Here is a 16,362-nt window from a genome sequence, read left to right as displayed (position 1 = left end):
GCATGGAGTTGGGGTGATCAGGTCATCAGAAGAAACGAACTGGGCTTGGCACGCTTGGCAGGCTGGGTGTCATTCGGATCTGGCTGCCCGGCACGCTGGGGATGCGTAAACCAGGCACATTCAGATTCAGATAACGCCTGAGATCGGCCAACCCCGGCAATGTCGCTGTGTAACCGACGAAAAGGGGACCATCAAGGATTCTCTGGTAGTCCCCGGCAGCCAATTGCAGTAGTCCGATCACCACACCCGCAGGGCTGAGTCGAAGGCGTTGGCCTGCTTCAACGGTGACGGCCTCCTGTTCACCGCTGTTGTCCGACACTTCAACGGATCCTTCCAGTACAGCCAGATCTGTACTGCCGTCATCACTGATTTTGAGAACGTAATTGGTGCCTCGAACGCTCAATCGGCTTGAGGCTGTGCAACCGTCCTGACGCCCTGAGATCAGAATCTGGCCTTTATTCAGCAGGAAACAGCTGCTGCCGAGCTTGACCAGCGATTGGCGGTTGATTCGACCGACAGCACCACCGCTGAAGGCAATTTGGCCGCGGCTCAGGCCTGTACTGATGACTTGTGGCGGCTGGGCCTTTTCTTTGACTTTGGCTTTTTGATCGTCGATGAACAGCTCGTCTCCGTCCAGGATTTCTTGGATGGTGGCTTTTTGGGAGTCAGCAAAAACCGGAGCAGTTCCAGCCAATGAGATTGTCAGGCAGGAACTGAAGACGACCATCTGGCGGAAGAAGCTCATCGGTTCGATCGATCTGATCAATCGAATCCTGCCATCGTTCGCTGAGTGTGACTCTGAGTTCGTTTCAACCGTCTGATTGAAATGTTGTTAGATGCACTGATCGTTGTCAGTGTTCAGCTCTTAGGGGATCAATTCCTCACTGGGATTGATCAGCGCAAGCCTGGTCTGGATCTGTCGTTCCCAGAGGATTGGTGCTGAGCAGTTGTCAAGCAGCAGGTCGGCCTGTTCGCATTTCCGGTTCATGGGCCATTGAGCGTTGATTCTTGCTTCGGCCTCGGCCGTGCTGAGAGCGTCACGTTGCTTCAACCGCTCAAGCTGCTGTGCCGGTAGGCAGTGAACCACCCAGATTTCGGAGACTAGTTCTGTGAGATCGGCTTCAAACAGAAGCGGAATCATCAACACAACGGTTGAAGTCTCTGGATGCTTCGCCAGTTCAAGCTCGAAGCGCGCACGGACCAGTGGGTGGATGGTCTGCTCGAGCCATCGTCTTTCGTCTTGGTTGTTGAAGACGATTCTGCCCAGCTCGCGACGATTGATGTTGCGTTGACCTGAGCTCTGCTCAATGTCGCAATCCGGTACAGCTTCAACCTGTCGTCCATAACGCTTCAGCACGGCCTCTGAGGTCTGACTTCCAGCCTTCAGCGCTTCATGGGCGTAGCGGTCTGCATCCAGCACCACAATCCCAAGGTCTTGCAAATAGCGTGCAACGCTGCTTTTGCCGCTGGCGATGCCACCGGTGAGACCGATGCGGTGCTGAGCACCGTGCCAGCGGGATGTTGCACTCAAGTGCCAGTGCTCGATGACTGATTCCAGTCTGTAACTTGCCCGTTGTTCATAGCGGTGCATGGGCGTTTTGAATAAGCCGTGTGGATCGCTTGTTCAGTCCTTCGATGGCGCAATCTTCCAGCTGGACTCTCATTGAAGGCGGTGTCACTGCCCCCAGTGGCTTTCAGGCCGCCGGCATGACAGCTGGTCTCAAGGACTCCGGAAAGCCGGATCTGGCTCTGGTGCTGGCGCCGCAGGGTGCCGTCTGTGCCGGTACTTTCACCACCTCGATGGTGCGTGCGGCCTGTGTGGATCTCTGTGCTGAGCGCCTGCAAGCCAGCGAGGGATGTTGCAGAGCTGTACTGATCAATTCCGGACAGGCCAATGCCTGTACGGGTGATCGTGGCCTGATCGATAGCCAGCGCGCCACTCAGGCTCTGGCAGACCGACTGGGCCTGGCGAGTGATCAGGTTTTGATCTGCTCGACGGGCGTCATCGGCGTTTCAATCCCGATGCAGCTGTTGCTGGCTGGTCTGGATCCGCTCGTGGAGGCTCTGGCAGTCGATGGCGGTTCGGCGGCTGCGAACGCAATCCTCACAACGGATCTGGTTGACAAGCAGATTGCTGTTGAGGCCGAGATTGAAGGCCGCATCGTGCGCATTGGCGGGATGGCCAAAGGTTCGGGAATGATTCACCCGGATATGGCCACGATGCTCGGCTATCTCACTTGTGATGTCGGAGTGCCAGTAGAGGTCTGGCAGGCGATGGTTCGCCGCGCCGCTCAGCGGTCGTTCAATGCCATCACCGTGGACGGCGATACCAGCACCAATGACACGTTTTTGGCTTTTGCCGCGGGTGAACCTCTTCCGGTCCATCAGCTCGATCGGCTTGAACAGGGCGTGACTCTGGTCGCTCAACACCTCGCGCGTTCGATCGCTCGAGATGGAGAGGGTGCGACCTGCCTGATCGAAGTGCGGGTGGAGGGAGCTGTATCAGAAGCAGATGCTTTGCAGATGGCCCGCACCGTGTGTGGATCATCGCTGGTGAAAACAGCTGTGCACGGCCGTGATCCCAACTGGGGCCGCATTGTGGCGGCGGCTGGACGCTCGGGAGTGGCCTTTGACGCGCAGGCAGTTTCTCTCTGGATCGGAGGGCATCAATTAATGGAGAACGGTCAGCCGCTTGGCTTTGATCGGGCGGCGGCGTCCACCTACCTGCGAGAGCGTGCTTCCGGGCGCTACCTCGACGACGATGCTGTGTTGATTCGTCTGCTGATCGGCTCCGGTCCTGGCAAAGGTCGTGCCTGGGGGTGTGATCTGTCCGATCAATACGTGCGCATCAACGCCGATTACACGACTTGAATGTCGCACAATCGCAAATAGTCTTAACCCAGGACTTCTAATCGTGAGAATAAAAAAGGGTTAGCCGTAAAATATACCGGTATTGGAGAGATTTAAGCAAGGGCTCCTTACCAGCCAGAGCCAACATTTGCGGTTGAATTAGTCTTGTCTTCGTTTGTGAATAGGTGGGAGTATTTGCTATTCTGAACATTATTTGTCAGCCATAAAGCGGCGCAGGCAGTAGCAGCCAAAAGAGCACGTAGCACCAGATGTGGTATGTACTGTCAAAATCACTCTACTGATGGTGTAGGGAGTTTGCAATATTTGAAACACAGCAGTTGTTTGATTCGATCTGAGCGAAATCCAATAATCAGCATCGGCTATATGACGCAATGATGGGGTGTGCCGGATCTCCGGTGTTGTTCATGTTCGTTACAGCGATGACCACGACCACCTCTGATCAGCAGCGGTCCCGCCGACCTCGTTATTGGGTTGGTCCTCTTGTGGCGGGTGCTTGTTTTGCTTTCGGTTATGGCATCACTCAGCGGGTGGTGCTGATGCGGCAGGCCTCGGAAAAGCCCCAGCAGGCCACGTTTCGCCAGAACAGCTTTCCTGGAGAGAGCTTGGATGGGTTGAGACGACGGTATGGCGCTGATCAACCGTTGATGGGTGATGTTGCTGCGCAGGAGGCTCTTGATGTTGAGCAGCGCCAGGCCAATGAACAGGTCGAGGCCATCGCCAAGCAAGCGCAGCGGACTGCTCTGCCAGAGCCTGGGACGGATCGAGAGGAGCCAGTGTCAACTGCACCATTGGCGGTACCTGCTCTGGATCTTGACCAGCCTGAGAGTTCCGATGGGGCTCAGCCTGCTGCGGTCTTGACTCCCAACTCCGAACCGGTTGCGCCTGAGCCTGCGGCTGCCATAGACCCTGTCATCGAGCCTTTTATTCAAGTTGCTCCGGAACCGAAACCTGCCGCTGTAGCCACTCCTGAGCCTGTGGTCACTCCAGCCCAACCAGCCATTGATGAGTCGCTCATCTTCAAAGCACCAGCGGCCATTCCACCAGCAACTCCCTGAGCTTGGTCACAACCCTGTCGGCGTATCTGCCACAGTTTCTGCATCGCTAGTCAGGCCATGACTCCCCCGGACGCCCTGTTGAGAGCGGCGATGAACCGACTAATCGCCCGGGTGGGTGAAGGCGTGGCCGATGCAGCTGCGGGTGTTGCTGTCGCTGTTCAAGATGCCCCTCAGCGCATTCGGCAGGAATGGGATCTGTTTCAGGAAGAGGTGAAGGCAGAAGCCGAACGTTTGCAATACGAAGACCAGCCCCACACCGCATCCGCATCTGATCGCTCTGGCACAGAGCCTGAGTCGCTGCAGCAGCGCATCGATCGGCTGCGTGCCCAGGTTGCTGACTTGAGCATGCGCTTGGAGGAACGGTCTTGAGTCGTTGGAGGGGGAGGGCTCTCCCTTTGCGCAGGGGGCTGAGAGCTCTGCGCATTTGGCGCACGGTGTTGGTGCTGCTGTCTTTGCTTTGGTTGGACAGCTGTGGCTGGACGTATCCAGGCGGTGTTTCTGCGGAGCGGCGTCAGACCCGTCAGCAGCAGCGTGCCCGCTGGCTGACCAGGGAATTGCTCCATCTCGGTTCGGCGTTCATCAAGCTCGGTCAATTGCTTTCGGCACGTCCTGATGTGTTGCCGGCGGGCTGGGTAGCTGAACTGGCCGATCTGCAGGACAAGGTTCCGGCTTTCCCGTTTGATCAGGCCCAGGCTCTGTTGGAAGCAGAGCTGGGTGCGCGCTGTGCGGAGATCATTGATCTCGATGAGAACCCGCTTGCGGCTGCATCGTTGGCCCAGGTGCATCGAGCCAGCCTGCGCAGTGGTCGTCAGGTAGTGCTCAAGATTCAACGCCCCGGTCTGGAGTCGCTCTTCCGGCTTGACCTGGAAGTGATGCAACAGGTGGCATCCGTGCTGCAGCGTCATCCTCAGTGGGGCCGAGGTCGTGACTGGGTGGCTATCGCTCAGGAATGCCGGCGTGTGCTGTTGCGTGAGCTGGATTTTCGTCTGGAAGCACAGCACGCTGCTCGCTTTCGTCAGCAGTTTCTGGATGACCCCCGCATTCGTGTTCCCGGTGTGATTTGGGAGCTGAGTACACGTCAGGTCCTGTGTCTCGATTACTTGCCGGGTATCAAGATCAACAATCGTCCTGAACTCCTCGCGGCTGGCATTGATCCGTGTGAGGTCGCTGAGATCGGTGCCGCCAGCTACCTGCAGCAGTTGGTGCGTTTCGGCTTTTTCCACGCCGATCCCCATCCCGGAAATCTGGCGGTTGCCAGCGATGGTGCTCTGATCTACTACGACTTCGGAATGATGGGGCAGCTGTCCGAGCGGTTGAGACGACGGCTGGGTTCCATGGTTCGGGCAGCGGCGTCTCGCGATGCATCGGCTCTGGTCGAGGAGATGCAGGTGGCTGGTGTGATCGCCACAGATGTGGATCTCGGGCCTGTGCGACGTTTGGTTCGTCTGATGCTGCGGGATGCACTCACTCCTCCCTTCAGCGCTTCGGTGATCGACAAATTGTCGGGTGATCTCTACGAGCTGGTTTATGGCCAACCGTTTCGTCTGCCGGTGGAGCTGATCTTTGTGATGCGAGCGTTGTCGACTTTTGAGGGCGTGGGACGCAGCCTCGATCCCGGCTTTAGCCTGGCGGGGATTGCTAAGCCTTATCTGCTGCCTCTCATGACTTCCAGTGGATCCGGTTCCAATGATCTATTCAATGAACTTGGCCGTCAGGTAGGCGCCCTGAGTTCTCGGGCCGTAGGGATTCCCCGTCGCTTGGATGAAAGTCTCGAGCGACTCGAACAGGGAGATCTGCAGCTCCAGATCCGTATGGGTGAATCGGATCGTCAGTTCCGCCGCATGGTTACCGCTCAGCAATCCATTGGTCAGTCAGTACTGCTCGGAGGACTGGCTCTGGCGGCGGCTGTCATTGGTGCCAGCGTTCGTCCGCTCTGGGCTCTGCTCCCACTGGGTGCGGCTGTCCCGGTCGGGATGGGCTGGCTCAAGCTTCAGGTCAAACTTCGCAAGGATGCCCGCATGGAATCCTTGTCTTCTTCACAACGTTAAATCGGGTTGATTGCCAAGTCCTGGTTGGTTTGAGGTGAATGATTCAAGTAGGTCGATTAATTATTTGATCGCAATTATTGATAAAACAGTAGCTTTCTTCGATCATATTGGCGAACAGCTCTAAATGTTTGTTGTTACTTACTCGCGGAAGTCGTGATTCGTTGATGCAATAATTTTTCCTGATGGGTTCAAATTTAAATTTCCTCTTGCCCTTGCCTGATTGATCTGGAATCTTGCTTTAAGCACCATAAACATGCCATTTACTCTTGGAATGAAAGAGTGAATGGCGGCTTTCATGCGTTCTGATCAACTTATTCAGGCGTTGCCGCGGGGGCCCTGGCCCACTGCACCGGCATACACAGCCTGGCTGCCCAGTTCATCCTCAATGCGCAGCAGCTGGTTGTACTTGGCAACGCGCTCACTTCGGCTCAGAGAACCCGTTTTGATCTGGCCAGCCCGTGTGGCGACAGAGAGATCGGCGATGGTTGTGTCTTCGGTTTCACCGCTGCGGTGGCTGATCACGCTGGTGTATCCCGAGCGACCGGCGAGGTCGATGGCCTGAAGCGTTTCAGTGAGAGAACCGATCTGGTTCACTTTGATCAGGATCGAGTTGGCGGTGCCGCTGTCGATGCCCTGTTGCAAGCGCTTGGTGTTGGTCACGAACAGGTCGTCACCCACCAGTTGCACCTTGCCGCCGAGGCGCTCGGTCAGCAATTTCCATCCCTCCCAGTCATCTTCGGCAAGGCCGTCCTCGATTGAAACGATGGGGAACCTCTCAACCAACTGTTCAAGTTGGCCGACCATTTGAGCGCTGTCATAGCTGCCGCCATCAAAGGCATAACGACCATTCTCGAAGAATTCGGTACTGGCAACATCCAGAGCTAGAGCGATCTGTTCGCCAGGCTTGTAGCCGGCCTTTTGAATCGCTTCCACCAGAATCTCGCCCGCTTCCACGTTGCCCAGGTCAGGAGCGAAGCCTCCTTCATCACCCACGGAGGTGCTCATGCCTTTGTCCTTAAGCAGTCCCTTCAGGGTGTGGAACACCTCGGTGCCCATGCGCAGCGCCTCTCGGAAGCTTGGGGCGCCATGGGGAACCAGCATGAATTCCTGGAAATCCAGGCTGTTGGCGGCGTGCGCGCCACCATTGATCACATTCATCAGTGGTACCGGCAACAGCGTGGCCATTGGTCCGCCCAAATAGCGGTAGAGCGGCAGTCCAAGACCATTGGCCGCTGCACGGGCATTGGCCATACTCACCGCCAGGATTGCGTTGGCGCCGAGGCTGGACTTGTTGTCGCTGCCGTCGAGTTCCAACATCGCTGCGTCTACGGCTGCCTGATCCAGGGCCGAGAGTCCACAGAGGGCGGGGGCAATGCGCTCCTCGATGTGATTGACGGCCTGGATTACGCCCTTGCCCATGTAGCGATTGCCGCCATCGCGCAGTTCGTGGGCTTCGTGGGCACCGGTGCTGGCACCACTAGGCACGATGGCCCGACCACTGGCTCCACCTTCCAGCAAGACCTCGGCTTCCACCGTTGGATTTCCGCGGGAGTCGAGCACCTCACGGGCCACGATGGTGTCGATGACGAGGTCGAGGGAATCGAACACGTGATGCGGATCAAAGACTTGGCGATCCTATGGGTCCCCCTGCAACCCTGATTCCTCATCCCTGCCAACAGGCCGCGACCCCTGCTGCTCCTCTACCGCTGATCTTGGGGATGCACCATGCTGGTGACAGCGATTGACCCCGATCATGCGCATGCTGCACACCATGCTTCGGGTTGGCGATCTTGAGCGATCGCTCTCTTTTTATACCGATGTCCTGGGCATGCAGTTGCTTCGCCGCAAGGACTATGCCTCCGGTCGTTTCACACTGGCCTTTCTGGGATACGGCGACGAAAAGGATCACACCGTGCTGGAGCTCACGCATAACTGGGACACCGAGCATTACGACCTGGGTGATGGGTATGGCCACATCGCTCTCGGGGTGCAGGACATCCATGCCACCTGTTCGGGCATCGCTGAGCGAGGTGGAAGGCTCGTGCGCGCACCGGGCCCGATGAAGCACGGCAGCACGGTGATCGCTTTTCTGGAGGATCCCGATGGATACAAGGTGGAGCTGATTGAGCTTGCGTCCCGATCGACGGTCGCTTGAGTGGAGTCGCCCGCGATGACATCCGATTTCGGCGTGACCCCTCAACCTCCAGCCAGTCTCACGGTGGAGCCAGACCGTTTCAGCGATGACGCCTGGGAGCTGTTGCTCTCTGCCCAGGATTCAGCCCGTCGCTGGCGTCACGGTGATCTGGATGTGGAGCATTTGCTCCAGGCTCTGTTCAGTGATTCACGCTTTGAGGCGGACGTGGCCGCATTGCCACTGCCTCAAGACCAGTTGCTCGATCAGCTCGAGGGCTTTCTGGAAGACCAGCCCATGGCCCGAGGTGATGAGCTGTTTGTCGGTGAAGATCTTGAAATCTTGCTCGAGGCGGCCGACAGCGTGCGTGGGCTCTGGGGGTCAAGGCTGATCGATGTGTCGCATCTCTTGATCGCCATCGGCCGTGATTCACGGATCGGAGCTGATCTGCTATCTCGTTTCGGCTTGCCGGCCGATCGCCTGGAGGCCGAGCTGCGCATACCCACCCCATCCGCTGCCTCTCCACCGCTCCATCCTCCTGCTCCTGGCATGCGTTCAGCAGCGCCAACTCCTGTTTTTCCACCTGTTCAGTCGTTGCCTGAGCCTGTTCAGATCGGGCAGGGGCCTTCGGACCCCCTTGAAGATTCGGCGATTGAACTTGCCAATGAGCCAGAGCCCATGGCGCTGGATCGTTATGCCCGTGACCTCACTGCCGCTGCGTCGCAGGGCCTCCTGGATCCTGTGGTGGGCCGTGATAGCGAGATCCGCAGCTTGATCAAGGTGCTCTCGCGTCGGGGTAAGAACAATCCGGTTCTGATCGGAGCGCCCGGTGTGGGCAAGACGGCCATCGCCGAGCTGCTGGCCCAACGCATCGTTGCCGGCGAAGTCCCGGAATCGCTTCAGGGATTGCGGCTTGTGGCCTTGGATGTGGGTGCTCTGATCGCTGGCGCCAAATTTCGCGGGCAGTTCGAGGAGCGCCTGCGAGAGGTGCTGCAGGAGGTGAGTGATCCAGAGGCTGGAGTGGTGCTGTTCATCGATGAATTGCACACCGTGGTCAACAGCGACCGCTCCAGTGCCGACGCTGGCAGCCTGCTCAAGCCTGCTCTGGCCAGAGGCGATCTGCGTTGTATTGCTGCAACCACGCCAGAGGATTACCGCCGGACAGTGGAGAAGGATCCAGCCCTGAACCGTCGCTTTCAGCAGGTGCAGATCTCCGAGCCTTCGATCGACCACAGCGTAGAGATTCTGCGGGGCGTGAAGGAGCGCTACGAGCTGCATCATGGCGTGACGATCACCGACGCCGCAGTGAAGGCTGCTGCACGCCTTGCCGATCGATACATCAGTGATCGTTGCCTGCCAGACAAGGCCATCGATCTGATCGACGAAGCGGCGGCACAACTCAAGATGGATGTGACGTCTAAGCCCCAGGTGGTGGAGGACGCTGAGATGGATCTGCGTCGCGTTGAACTGGCTGTGCTCGCGGCAGAGCAGGCTCCTGAATCGGAGCGTGTGCAGCTTCAGCGCCAGCGACTTGAGGCTTCGTCTCAACTCACTCAGCTGCGTGAGCGCTGGCAGGCAGAGCGGGAACAGCTGCAGGAACTGCGCCATCTACTGCAGGAAGATGAGGATCTACGCCATGCCGTTGCTGAAGCAGAGCGCCAGGGCGATCTTGAAGAAGCTGCGCGGCTTCAGTACGACCAGCTGCATCGTCTCCAGCAGCGTCGCAGTGACCTGGAGGAGTCGCTCAAGAAGGCGCAGCAAGACGGCACGGCGCTGTTGCGGGAGCAGGTGGAAGCCGAGGACATCGCCGATGTGGTGGCGCGCTGGACAGGGATTCCCATCCAGCGCCTGCTGGCAGGCGAACGTCAGAAGCTGCTGGAGCTTGATCAGCGCCTAGGGGAGCGTGTCATCGGCCAGTTCGATGCCGTGGGGGCTGTGGCTGCGGCGATTCGCAGGGCCAGAGCTGGCATGAAGGATCCTCGACGCCCCGTGGGTTCATTCCTGTTTCTGGGACCGACAGGTGTGGGCAAGACCGAACTGGCTAAGGCTCTCGCTGGCCAACTGTTCGATGAGGAGGAGTCCATGGTTCGCCTCGACATGAGCGAGTTCATGGAGCGCAACGCGGTCGCGCGCTTGCTCGGGGCCCCCCCCGGTTATGTCGGTTACGAGGAAGGAGGGCAGCTCACCGAAGCGGTGCGTCGTCGTCCGTACGCCCTGTTGCTTCTCGATGAGGTGGAGAAGGCTCACCCTGATGTGTTTAATGTGCTGTTGCAGGTGTTGGATGACGGACGTCTCAGCGATTCGCAGGGGCGCACGGTCGATTTTCGCCACACTGTGGTCGTGATGACTAGCAATCTGGCCAGCCGGGCCATTCTTGAATCATCCCGCCAGGACAGGGAAGCGGGAGCTCCGAGTGATCCATCCGCTCTAGATGGGGCTGTCGATGAAGCTCTGGGGCGACATTTTCGGCCTGAATTCCTGAACCGCATCGATGAAGTGATCCGGTTTCAGCCTCTAGGACTTGCCGATCTCAACAAGATTGTGCGCCTGCAGTTGGCTGATCTGGCCATGCTGCTGAGAGAGCAGGGGCTGGAGCTGCGCGTTGAGGAAGGTGTGATTGAGGCGATCGTTAGCCTCGGTTATGAGCCGGAGTATGGAGCGAGGCCCTTGCGCAGGGTGCTGCGTCGTCGTCTGGAGAATCCCCTGGCAACTGAGTTGCTGGAGGAGCGTTTCAGCGGTGCTCAGGCGGTTCGTGTGCAGGCTGGAGCGACTCCGAACGATCCCTTCTTGTTCGAACCTGAATAACCTCTTATTGAGGCGTCCGGTACGATATTCAATTGCTGTCACGTGCCTTCAAAGCCGGCGTCAGCACCGGCCCAGACGACTTTTTATCCGTCATCCGTGACCAGCCCCACTTCCGAGGACACCACAGCAGCGACGACGCCCCCCTCATCAGGCCCTGAACGGCCTGAGAAAAAGGGCGGATTTCTGCAAGCCACCTTTGAAGAGTTGAAGCTTGTGGTCTGGCCCAGCCGACAACAGCTGTTCAGCGAATCCATCGCTGTGATCCTGATGGTGAGCCTCTCCGCTGCGGCCATTGCAGCTCTGAGTCGCTTCTACGGCTGGGCTGCGTCCCAGGTGTTCCGTTGAGTCCTTATCCGGTCTGATCCGGTGCATTTTTCCAGTTCATCCTTCGCTCCTGCCCTGCCTCGTGTCTGATCTCGATCAAAGCCAGTCGGACCCCAGTGAGATGCTTGATCTTCCTGCGCCGAATGACGGAGAAGAGGGAACCCTTGAAACCCCCACAATCCGCACGGGCGTTGCCCGCTGGTATGCGGTTCAGGTGGCATCAAGTTGCGAGAAAAAGGTGAAGGCTACGCTCGAGCAGCGGGCTGTGACGCTCGGTGTGAGTAATCGCATTCTTGAGATCGAAATTCCCGAAACGCCTGCGGTCAAAATCAAAAAAGACGGCAGCCGCCAGTCCACTGAGGAGAAAGTGTTCCCCGGTTATGTGCTTGTGCGCATGGTGCTGGATGAAGACACGATGATGGCCGTTCGCAGCACCCCAAACGTCATCAACTTTGTCGGGGCGGAAGATCGTCGTGCCACCGGTAAAGCACGTGGTCATATCAAGCCACGCCCCTTAAGTCGTCAGGAAGTCGACCGTATCTTCAAGCGTGCTGCCGAGAAGAAGACGGTTGTCAAAGTCGATCTCATTGAAGGTGATCAGATTTTGGTCACTGCCGGTCCGTTTAAGGATTTCCAGGGTGAGGTCATTGAGGTGTCGGGTGAGCGCAGCAAGCTCAAGGCACTCCTCTCCATCTTTGGCCGTGAGACACCAGTCGAACTTGAGTTTTCCCAGGTGAGCAAGCAGAACTGATATTGGCGGCGGCCGTCTCCCTGCGGAGGGCGGCCTGAGGGGTGGTTCTTCACCCCGCCGCACCTGCCCCGAGGGCCAGGTGATCCGCAGATGTTCAACTCCGTCCGCCGATGGCCAAGAAAGTCGTAGCTGTGATCAAGCTGGCCCTTCAGGCCGGCAAAGCCAACCCTGCACCGCCCGTGGGTCCTGCCCTCGGTCAGCACGGGGTCAATATCATGGCGTTCTGCAAGGAGTACAACGCCCGAACCCAGGACAAAGCCGGGTTCGTGATTCCGGTGGAAATTTCGGTCTTTGAAGACCGCAGTTTCACCTTCATCACCAAGACGCCCCCAGCGTCCGTGTTGATCACAAAGGCTGCTGGAATCGCTAAAGGTTCCGGAGAGTCCGCCAAGGGAAGCGTTGGCTCCATCAAGCGATCCCAGCTTGAGGAAATCGCCAAGACCAAGCTGCCCGACCTCAACTGCACCAGCGTTGAGTCGGCCATGCGCATCATCGAAGGCACTGCCCGCAACATGGGCGTCGCCATCAGCGACTGACGCTCCAGCGCCAGTCATTGCTCATTTCCAATTTCTTCAGGGGGAGACCTTGCGGTCGTCTGAACCCCATCTAAGCCATGCCAAAACTTTCAAAACGCCTGGCCAGCCTCGTCACCAAGGTTGAAGAGCGTGCTTACGAGCCGCTTGAAGCCATTCAGCTGGTCAAGGACAACGCCAACGCCAAGTTCGACGAGACCATGGAGGCGCATGTGCGTCTCGGGATCGATCCCAAATACACCGATCAGCAGCTGCGCACCACCGTGGCACTGCCTCACGGCACCGGTCAGACCGTCCGTATTGCTGTGGTCACCAGTGGTGAGAAGGTTGCAGCCGCCAAAGCAGCCGGCGCCGAGCTCGCAGGCGATGAGGATCTGGTCAACACCATCAGCAAGGGGGAAATGAACTTCGACCTGCTGATCGCCACCCCGGACATGATGCCCAAAGTGGCCAAGCTGGGTCGTGTGCTCGGCCCACGTGGTCTGATGCCCAACCCCAAAGCCGGTACCGTCACGACCGATTTGGCGGCTGCCATCAAGGAGTTCAAGGCTGGCAAGCTCGAATTCCGTGCTGACCGCACCGGCATTGTGCACGTGCGTTTTGGTAAGGCCAGTTTTGATGCTGCCAACCTGCTCGACAACCTGAAAATGCTTCAGGAGACCATTGATCGCAATAAGCCCAGCGGCGCCAAGGGTCGTTATTGGAAGAGCCTGTATGTGACCTCCACCATGGGTCCTTCAGTGGAAGTGGATATCTCAGCCCTTCAGGACATCAACAAAGAGGGTTGATCCAGCTCATCCAAGCCTGATGCCAGCCAGCCTCCACTTCGGTGGGGGCTTTGCTGTAAGTTTGACTGCTGGCGAAAGCCAGACAACGGGCACGCGCCCGGCCAAAGACAGCAGGTTGCTTCAAGCGGTTGTTATTAACCGTTCAAGATGCATTAAGTCCTGCCGAGGCAGACGCGACGATTTTTCTCCCTCATGGGATTGGATCGATACGCGGCCTCGTCTCCTTCGGGAGCACTGAACGGCCGTGTGTCCAGCTTGTTCCCCCGATCCGATCCAAATCCTATGGGCCGCACTCTGGAGAGCAAGCAACAGATCGTCGAAGAGCTCAAGCAGCTCCTCGGTGAGGCCGAAATGGCATTGGTCCTGGATTACCAGGGTCTCTCCATCAAGGAAATGTCTGATCTGAGGACTCGTCTTCGGGCCAGCAACGGCGTTTGCAAGGTGACCAAAAACACCTTGATGCGTCTCGCCATTGATGGTGATAGTGCCTGGTCCAACCTCGATCCCCTTCTGAGCGGTACCAACGCTTTCGTCCTGGTTAAGGGCGATGTCGGCGGTGCAGTCAAGGCCCTTCAGGCTTTTCAGAAGGACACCAAGAAGTCCGAAACCAAGGGCGGCCTTTTCGAAGGCAAGCTCCTGTCTCAGGACGAGATCAAGGCCATCGGTGACCTTCCCACCAAGGAAGTGCTCATGGCTCAGATCGCTGGTTCCATCAATGCCGTTGCCACCAAGGTGGCTGTGGGCATCAACGAGGTTCCCTCCGGTCTTGCTCGGGCGCTCAAGCAGCACGCCGATTCCGGCGAAAGCTGAACGTCTTCGACCCGACTGTTTTTTTGATCTGTTGCTGAATCCCAACCATGTCTGCAAAAACCGACGAAATCCTCGAATCGTTGAAGTCCCTTTCGCTGCTTGAAGCTTCCGAGCTTGTTAAGCAGATCGAAGAGGCCTTCGGTGTCTCCGCAGCCGCATCCGCGGGTGTGGTGATGGCTGCCCCCGGCGCTTCCGCTGGTGGTGGTGGCGAGGCCGCTGAAGAAAAGACCGAATTTGATGTTGTGCTGGAAAGCTTCGATGCTTCCGCCAAGATCAAGGTCCTCAAGGCTGTGCGCGAAGCCACAGGCCTTGGCCTGGGCGATGCCAAGGCCATGGTCGAGGCTGCTCCGAAGACCATCAAAGAGGGTGTCTCTAAGGACGACGCCGAAGCCCTCAAGAAAGCCATTGAAGAGGTGGGCGGCAAGGTCACTCTCAAGTGATTTTGTTGGATCGGCGGCTTCCGGTTGACGATCCTTTCCCTTCAATCGATACCGACCTTCGGGTCGGTTTTTTCTTGTCTAGACGATTGCAGCCAACTGGGTTTGGCTGTGCAAAAAAAAAGCTCTGCCTTAAGCAGAGCTCAGAAGTGAAACGCATGACCGGAGTCTGTCCTTGTTTCGACCCGGAAGAAGCGTTTTCCACTCCTCACACTGTGACAAAGTAAAAAATTGCTTTGGACATTGCGCGTTGTGCTGGGGCGCTCTGTCAACTGTCCTTCCGTGACGCCGCGGCTCAGGGTCGAAAGGGAATCACTGTCAGACGGACCGGTCCACTTGGCTGTGAAGGCGGCTTGGGCAGGCCGGCGGTGAAGGTCAGGCTTCGATCAAACGTTCTCGCTTTGCTAACGGCCATCAGCGTGTTCATCGGCTTCGTATTGGCGAAATACACGTGGCTCAGCGTGCGCCCCTTGTAGCTGCGGCGTTCGAGCGACCAGCCTGGCTCCAGCGTCAGTTTCACAAAGGCGTTTTTATCCCTGCGTACTTTGCTGGCTCTGGCCACTGTGATGCCTCCACCGCGCAGAGAGTCCATCGCCTGCAATGCAAGACCGTTTCTGTTCTGTTTTAGACGCAGGCGATAGCGCTTGTCGGCATCGTTGCCGGACGTGCGCAGCGAGTAGCCGTTGCTGTCCAGGTAGCGGCTGCAGATTCCCGTGAAATCGAAGTTGTTCAGAGAAGGGTTCATCAGTCCGTCCTGACGTTCCTCCCAGCAGAGCGGTCTGGCTTTGATCTGTTCCAGCACCAGAAGCTTCCAGCGATCTCGTCCCACTGCCTGGGCCAGGATTGCGAAACGTTCTTCTTGCAGTGGATTGCTGTCGAAAAGGGCCCGGGCCCATCCAGGCAGGCTCCCGGCCATCGCCGCCAGTCCCACGGCAGCAGCACTCAGCGCAGCTTTGCGGAAGTAGGTTCGGCCCATGGCCCAGTCCTCCTGGGTGTTCAAGAACCGTGTTGTACCGAAGAAGGCGTGGGGTGACCAATGGCTGAGGCTGATCACAGAGGTCGAGTTGTGGCCGCTGCCACCGACGGAGCCTGCAGTGGTAATCCTGGCCCTGGAGGCTGGGGGGCTTTGATCCGCTTTGAGGACGGCAGTGTGGAGGAGTTCGGGGGTGCCGACCCGGCCACCACTAACAACCGCATGGAGCTGCAGGCAGCTCTGTCCATGTTGGAGAGGCTGGCCGAGCTGCCTCGTCATCCCGATCTCACCCTGCGGACCGACAGCAAGTACCTGATCGATGGCCTTGGCTCGTGGATGGCGGGTTGGAAACGCAAGGGCTGGAAAACCGCAGCGGGCAAACCCGTGCTCAATCAGGACCTCTGGCAGTCCCTCGACGCTGCCCGCCTCTCCGATGTGCCGCTGACCTATGTGAAAGGTCACAGCGGTGACCCGGATAACGATCGGGTTGATCAGATCGCTGTGGCTTTCTCCAAGGGGACATCGCCAAGGCTTGGTCGTGCGTCTCAATCGGCCCCCTCCAAACTCGACAGAACAGCGGATGGGCCACAAACGCGGGAAGATGACTTGGCACCTGAATCCCTGCAACAGCTGCTCACCAGGCTGGAATTGGCCGATCGTTTGGCTGCTGGCGGATATGCCCTGTCCCTGGTGGAACTGGCCCAGCTGGTGGAGCAACCGCTGACGCGCCTGGCAGAACGACAACAGACCTGGAGCTGGCGTGATTGGTTGGTGGAACCGGCCGAGGGCGATTGCTGGCGGCTGCGCCGCGCCGAGGCAGGATCGAGATAGATCGA

General features: G+C 58.1%; 18 protein-coding genes. 13 read left to right on the top strand and 5 right to left on the bottom strand.

From position 1 onward, the window contains the following. Nucleotides 1-25: 25 nt before the first annotated feature. A complete protein-coding gene (locus DXY37_RS05650; protein WP_136975559.1) occupies nt 26-745 on the bottom strand; it encodes a FecR domain-containing protein in 720 nt (239 codons plus the stop codon). A 120-nt stretch (nt 746-865) separates the two neighbouring features. Then, entirely contained in the window at nt 866-1,531 is a 666-nt protein-coding gene (gene coaE / locus DXY37_RS05645) for a dephospho-CoA kinase (protein ID WP_115125992.1), read from the bottom strand. Nucleotides 1,532-1,602: 71 nt separating this feature from the next. Here coaE and argJ point away from each other — a divergent pair, with 71 nt between their 5' ends. The 4 genes from argJ (at nt 1,603) to DXY37_RS05625 (ending at nt 5,974) form a co-directional block, all read left to right on the top strand. Then, nucleotides 1,603-2,871, top strand: coding sequence for a bifunctional glutamate N-acetyltransferase/amino-acid acetyltransferase ArgJ (argJ, locus tag DXY37_RS05640; protein ID WP_371637968.1), 1,269 nt, complete (start codon nt 1,603-1,605; stop codon nt 2,869-2,871). A gap of 419 nt (nt 2,872-3,290) precedes the next feature. Next, nucleotides 3,291-3,926 (top strand): hypothetical protein, encoded by a 636-nt coding sequence (locus DXY37_RS05635; RefSeq protein ID WP_115125990.1) that lies wholly within the window; start codon nt 3,291-3,293, stop codon nt 3,924-3,926. Between the two features lie 57 nt (nt 3,927-3,983). After that, entirely contained in the window at nt 3,984-4,295 is a 312-nt protein-coding gene (locus tag DXY37_RS05630) for a hypothetical protein (RefSeq protein ID WP_115125745.1), read from the top strand. Nucleotides 4,296-4,321: 26 nt separating this feature from the next. Next, nucleotides 4,322-5,974 (top strand): AarF/ABC1/UbiB kinase family protein, encoded by a 1,653-nt coding sequence (locus DXY37_RS05625; RefSeq protein ID WP_115125744.1) that lies wholly within the window; start codon nt 4,322-4,324, stop codon nt 5,972-5,974. Nucleotides 5,975-6,112: 138 nt separating this feature from the next. On the opposite strand, the gene DXY37_RS13280 is transcribed toward DXY37_RS05625, so the two are convergent. Continuing rightward, complete coding sequence (locus DXY37_RS13280; RefSeq protein ID WP_170951798.1) at nt 6,113-6,271, bottom strand: hypothetical protein; 159 nt, start codon at nt 6,269-6,271, stop codon at nt 6,113-6,115. An 18-nt stretch (nt 6,272-6,289) separates the two neighbouring features. Continuing rightward, complete coding sequence (gene eno / locus DXY37_RS05620) at nt 6,290-7,582, bottom strand: phosphopyruvate hydratase (protein ID WP_115125743.1); 1,293 nt, start codon at nt 7,580-7,582, stop codon at nt 6,290-6,292. A gap of 145 nt (nt 7,583-7,727) precedes the next feature. On the opposite strand from eno, the gene gloA reads away from it, so the two are divergent. From gloA to rplL, 8 genes are all read left to right on the top strand, one after another. Continuing rightward, nucleotides 7,728-8,129 carry a lactoylglutathione lyase gene (gene gloA / locus DXY37_RS05615; protein WP_115125989.1) on the top strand — a complete coding sequence of 134 codons (402 nt, stop codon included), beginning with the start codon at nt 7,728-7,730 and terminating at the stop codon, nt 8,127-8,129. Nucleotides 8,130-8,144: 15 nt separating this feature from the next. Beyond that, nucleotides 8,145-10,910 (top strand): ATP-dependent Clp protease ATP-binding subunit, encoded by a 2,766-nt coding sequence (locus DXY37_RS05610; protein WP_115125742.1) that lies wholly within the window; start codon nt 8,145-8,147, stop codon nt 10,908-10,910. Between the two features lie 96 nt (nt 10,911-11,006). Further along, the gene (gene secE, locus DXY37_RS05605; protein WP_115125741.1) at nt 11,007-11,255 is read left to right on the top strand and encodes a preprotein translocase subunit SecE; all 249 of its coding nucleotides are present in this window, start codon (nt 11,007-11,009) and stop codon (nt 11,253-11,255) included. Between the two features lie 100 nt (nt 11,256-11,355). After that, nucleotides 11,356-11,985 carry a transcription termination/antitermination protein NusG gene (gene nusG, locus DXY37_RS05600; protein ID WP_371637966.1) on the top strand — a complete coding sequence of 210 codons (630 nt, stop codon included), beginning with the start codon at nt 11,356-11,358 and terminating at the stop codon, nt 11,983-11,985. A 110-nt stretch (nt 11,986-12,095) separates the two neighbouring features. Then, the gene (gene rplK / locus DXY37_RS05595; RefSeq protein ID WP_067096075.1) at nt 12,096-12,521 is read left to right on the top strand and encodes a 50S ribosomal protein L11; all 426 of its coding nucleotides are present in this window, start codon (nt 12,096-12,098) and stop codon (nt 12,519-12,521) included. A gap of 77 nt (nt 12,522-12,598) precedes the next feature. Next, nucleotides 12,599-13,306, top strand: coding sequence for a 50S ribosomal protein L1 (gene rplA / locus DXY37_RS05590; protein WP_067096078.1), 708 nt, complete (start codon nt 12,599-12,601; stop codon nt 13,304-13,306). A 282-nt stretch (nt 13,307-13,588) separates the two neighbouring features. Beyond that, on the top strand, nt 13,589-14,116 hold the full coding sequence (rplJ, locus tag DXY37_RS05585) for a 50S ribosomal protein L10 (protein ID WP_115125739.1): 528 nt from the start codon (nt 13,589-13,591) through the stop codon (nt 14,114-14,116). Nucleotides 14,117-14,163: 47 nt separating this feature from the next. Continuing rightward, the gene (gene rplL / locus DXY37_RS05580) at nt 14,164-14,556 is read left to right on the top strand and encodes a 50S ribosomal protein L7/L12 (protein WP_115125738.1); all 393 of its coding nucleotides are present in this window, start codon (nt 14,164-14,166) and stop codon (nt 14,554-14,556) included. A gap of 292 nt (nt 14,557-14,848) precedes the next feature. Here rplL and DXY37_RS05575 read toward each other — a convergent pair whose 3' ends face one another. Beyond that, nucleotides 14,849-15,529 (bottom strand): DUF3747 domain-containing protein, encoded by a 681-nt coding sequence (locus tag DXY37_RS05575; protein ID WP_115125737.1) that lies wholly within the window; start codon nt 15,527-15,529, stop codon nt 14,849-14,851. A gap of 60 nt (nt 15,530-15,589) precedes the next feature. Between DXY37_RS05575 and DXY37_RS05570 the strand changes: the two genes are divergently transcribed. After that, nucleotides 15,590-16,357: a ribonuclease H gene (locus tag DXY37_RS05570; protein WP_115125736.1), complete on the top strand. Its 768-nt coding sequence runs from the start codon at nt 15,590-15,592 to the stop codon at nt 16,355-16,357. Nucleotides 16,358-16,362 lie beyond the last annotated feature (5 nt).

It is taken from the genome of Synechococcus sp. GEYO (assembly GCF_900473955.1).
GTDB lineage: Bacteria > Cyanobacteriota > Cyanobacteriia > PCC-6307 > Cyanobiaceae > Synechococcus_C.
Note: the sequence above shows the minus strand (reverse complement) of the source record. Positions and strands in the feature narration are given on the sequence as shown.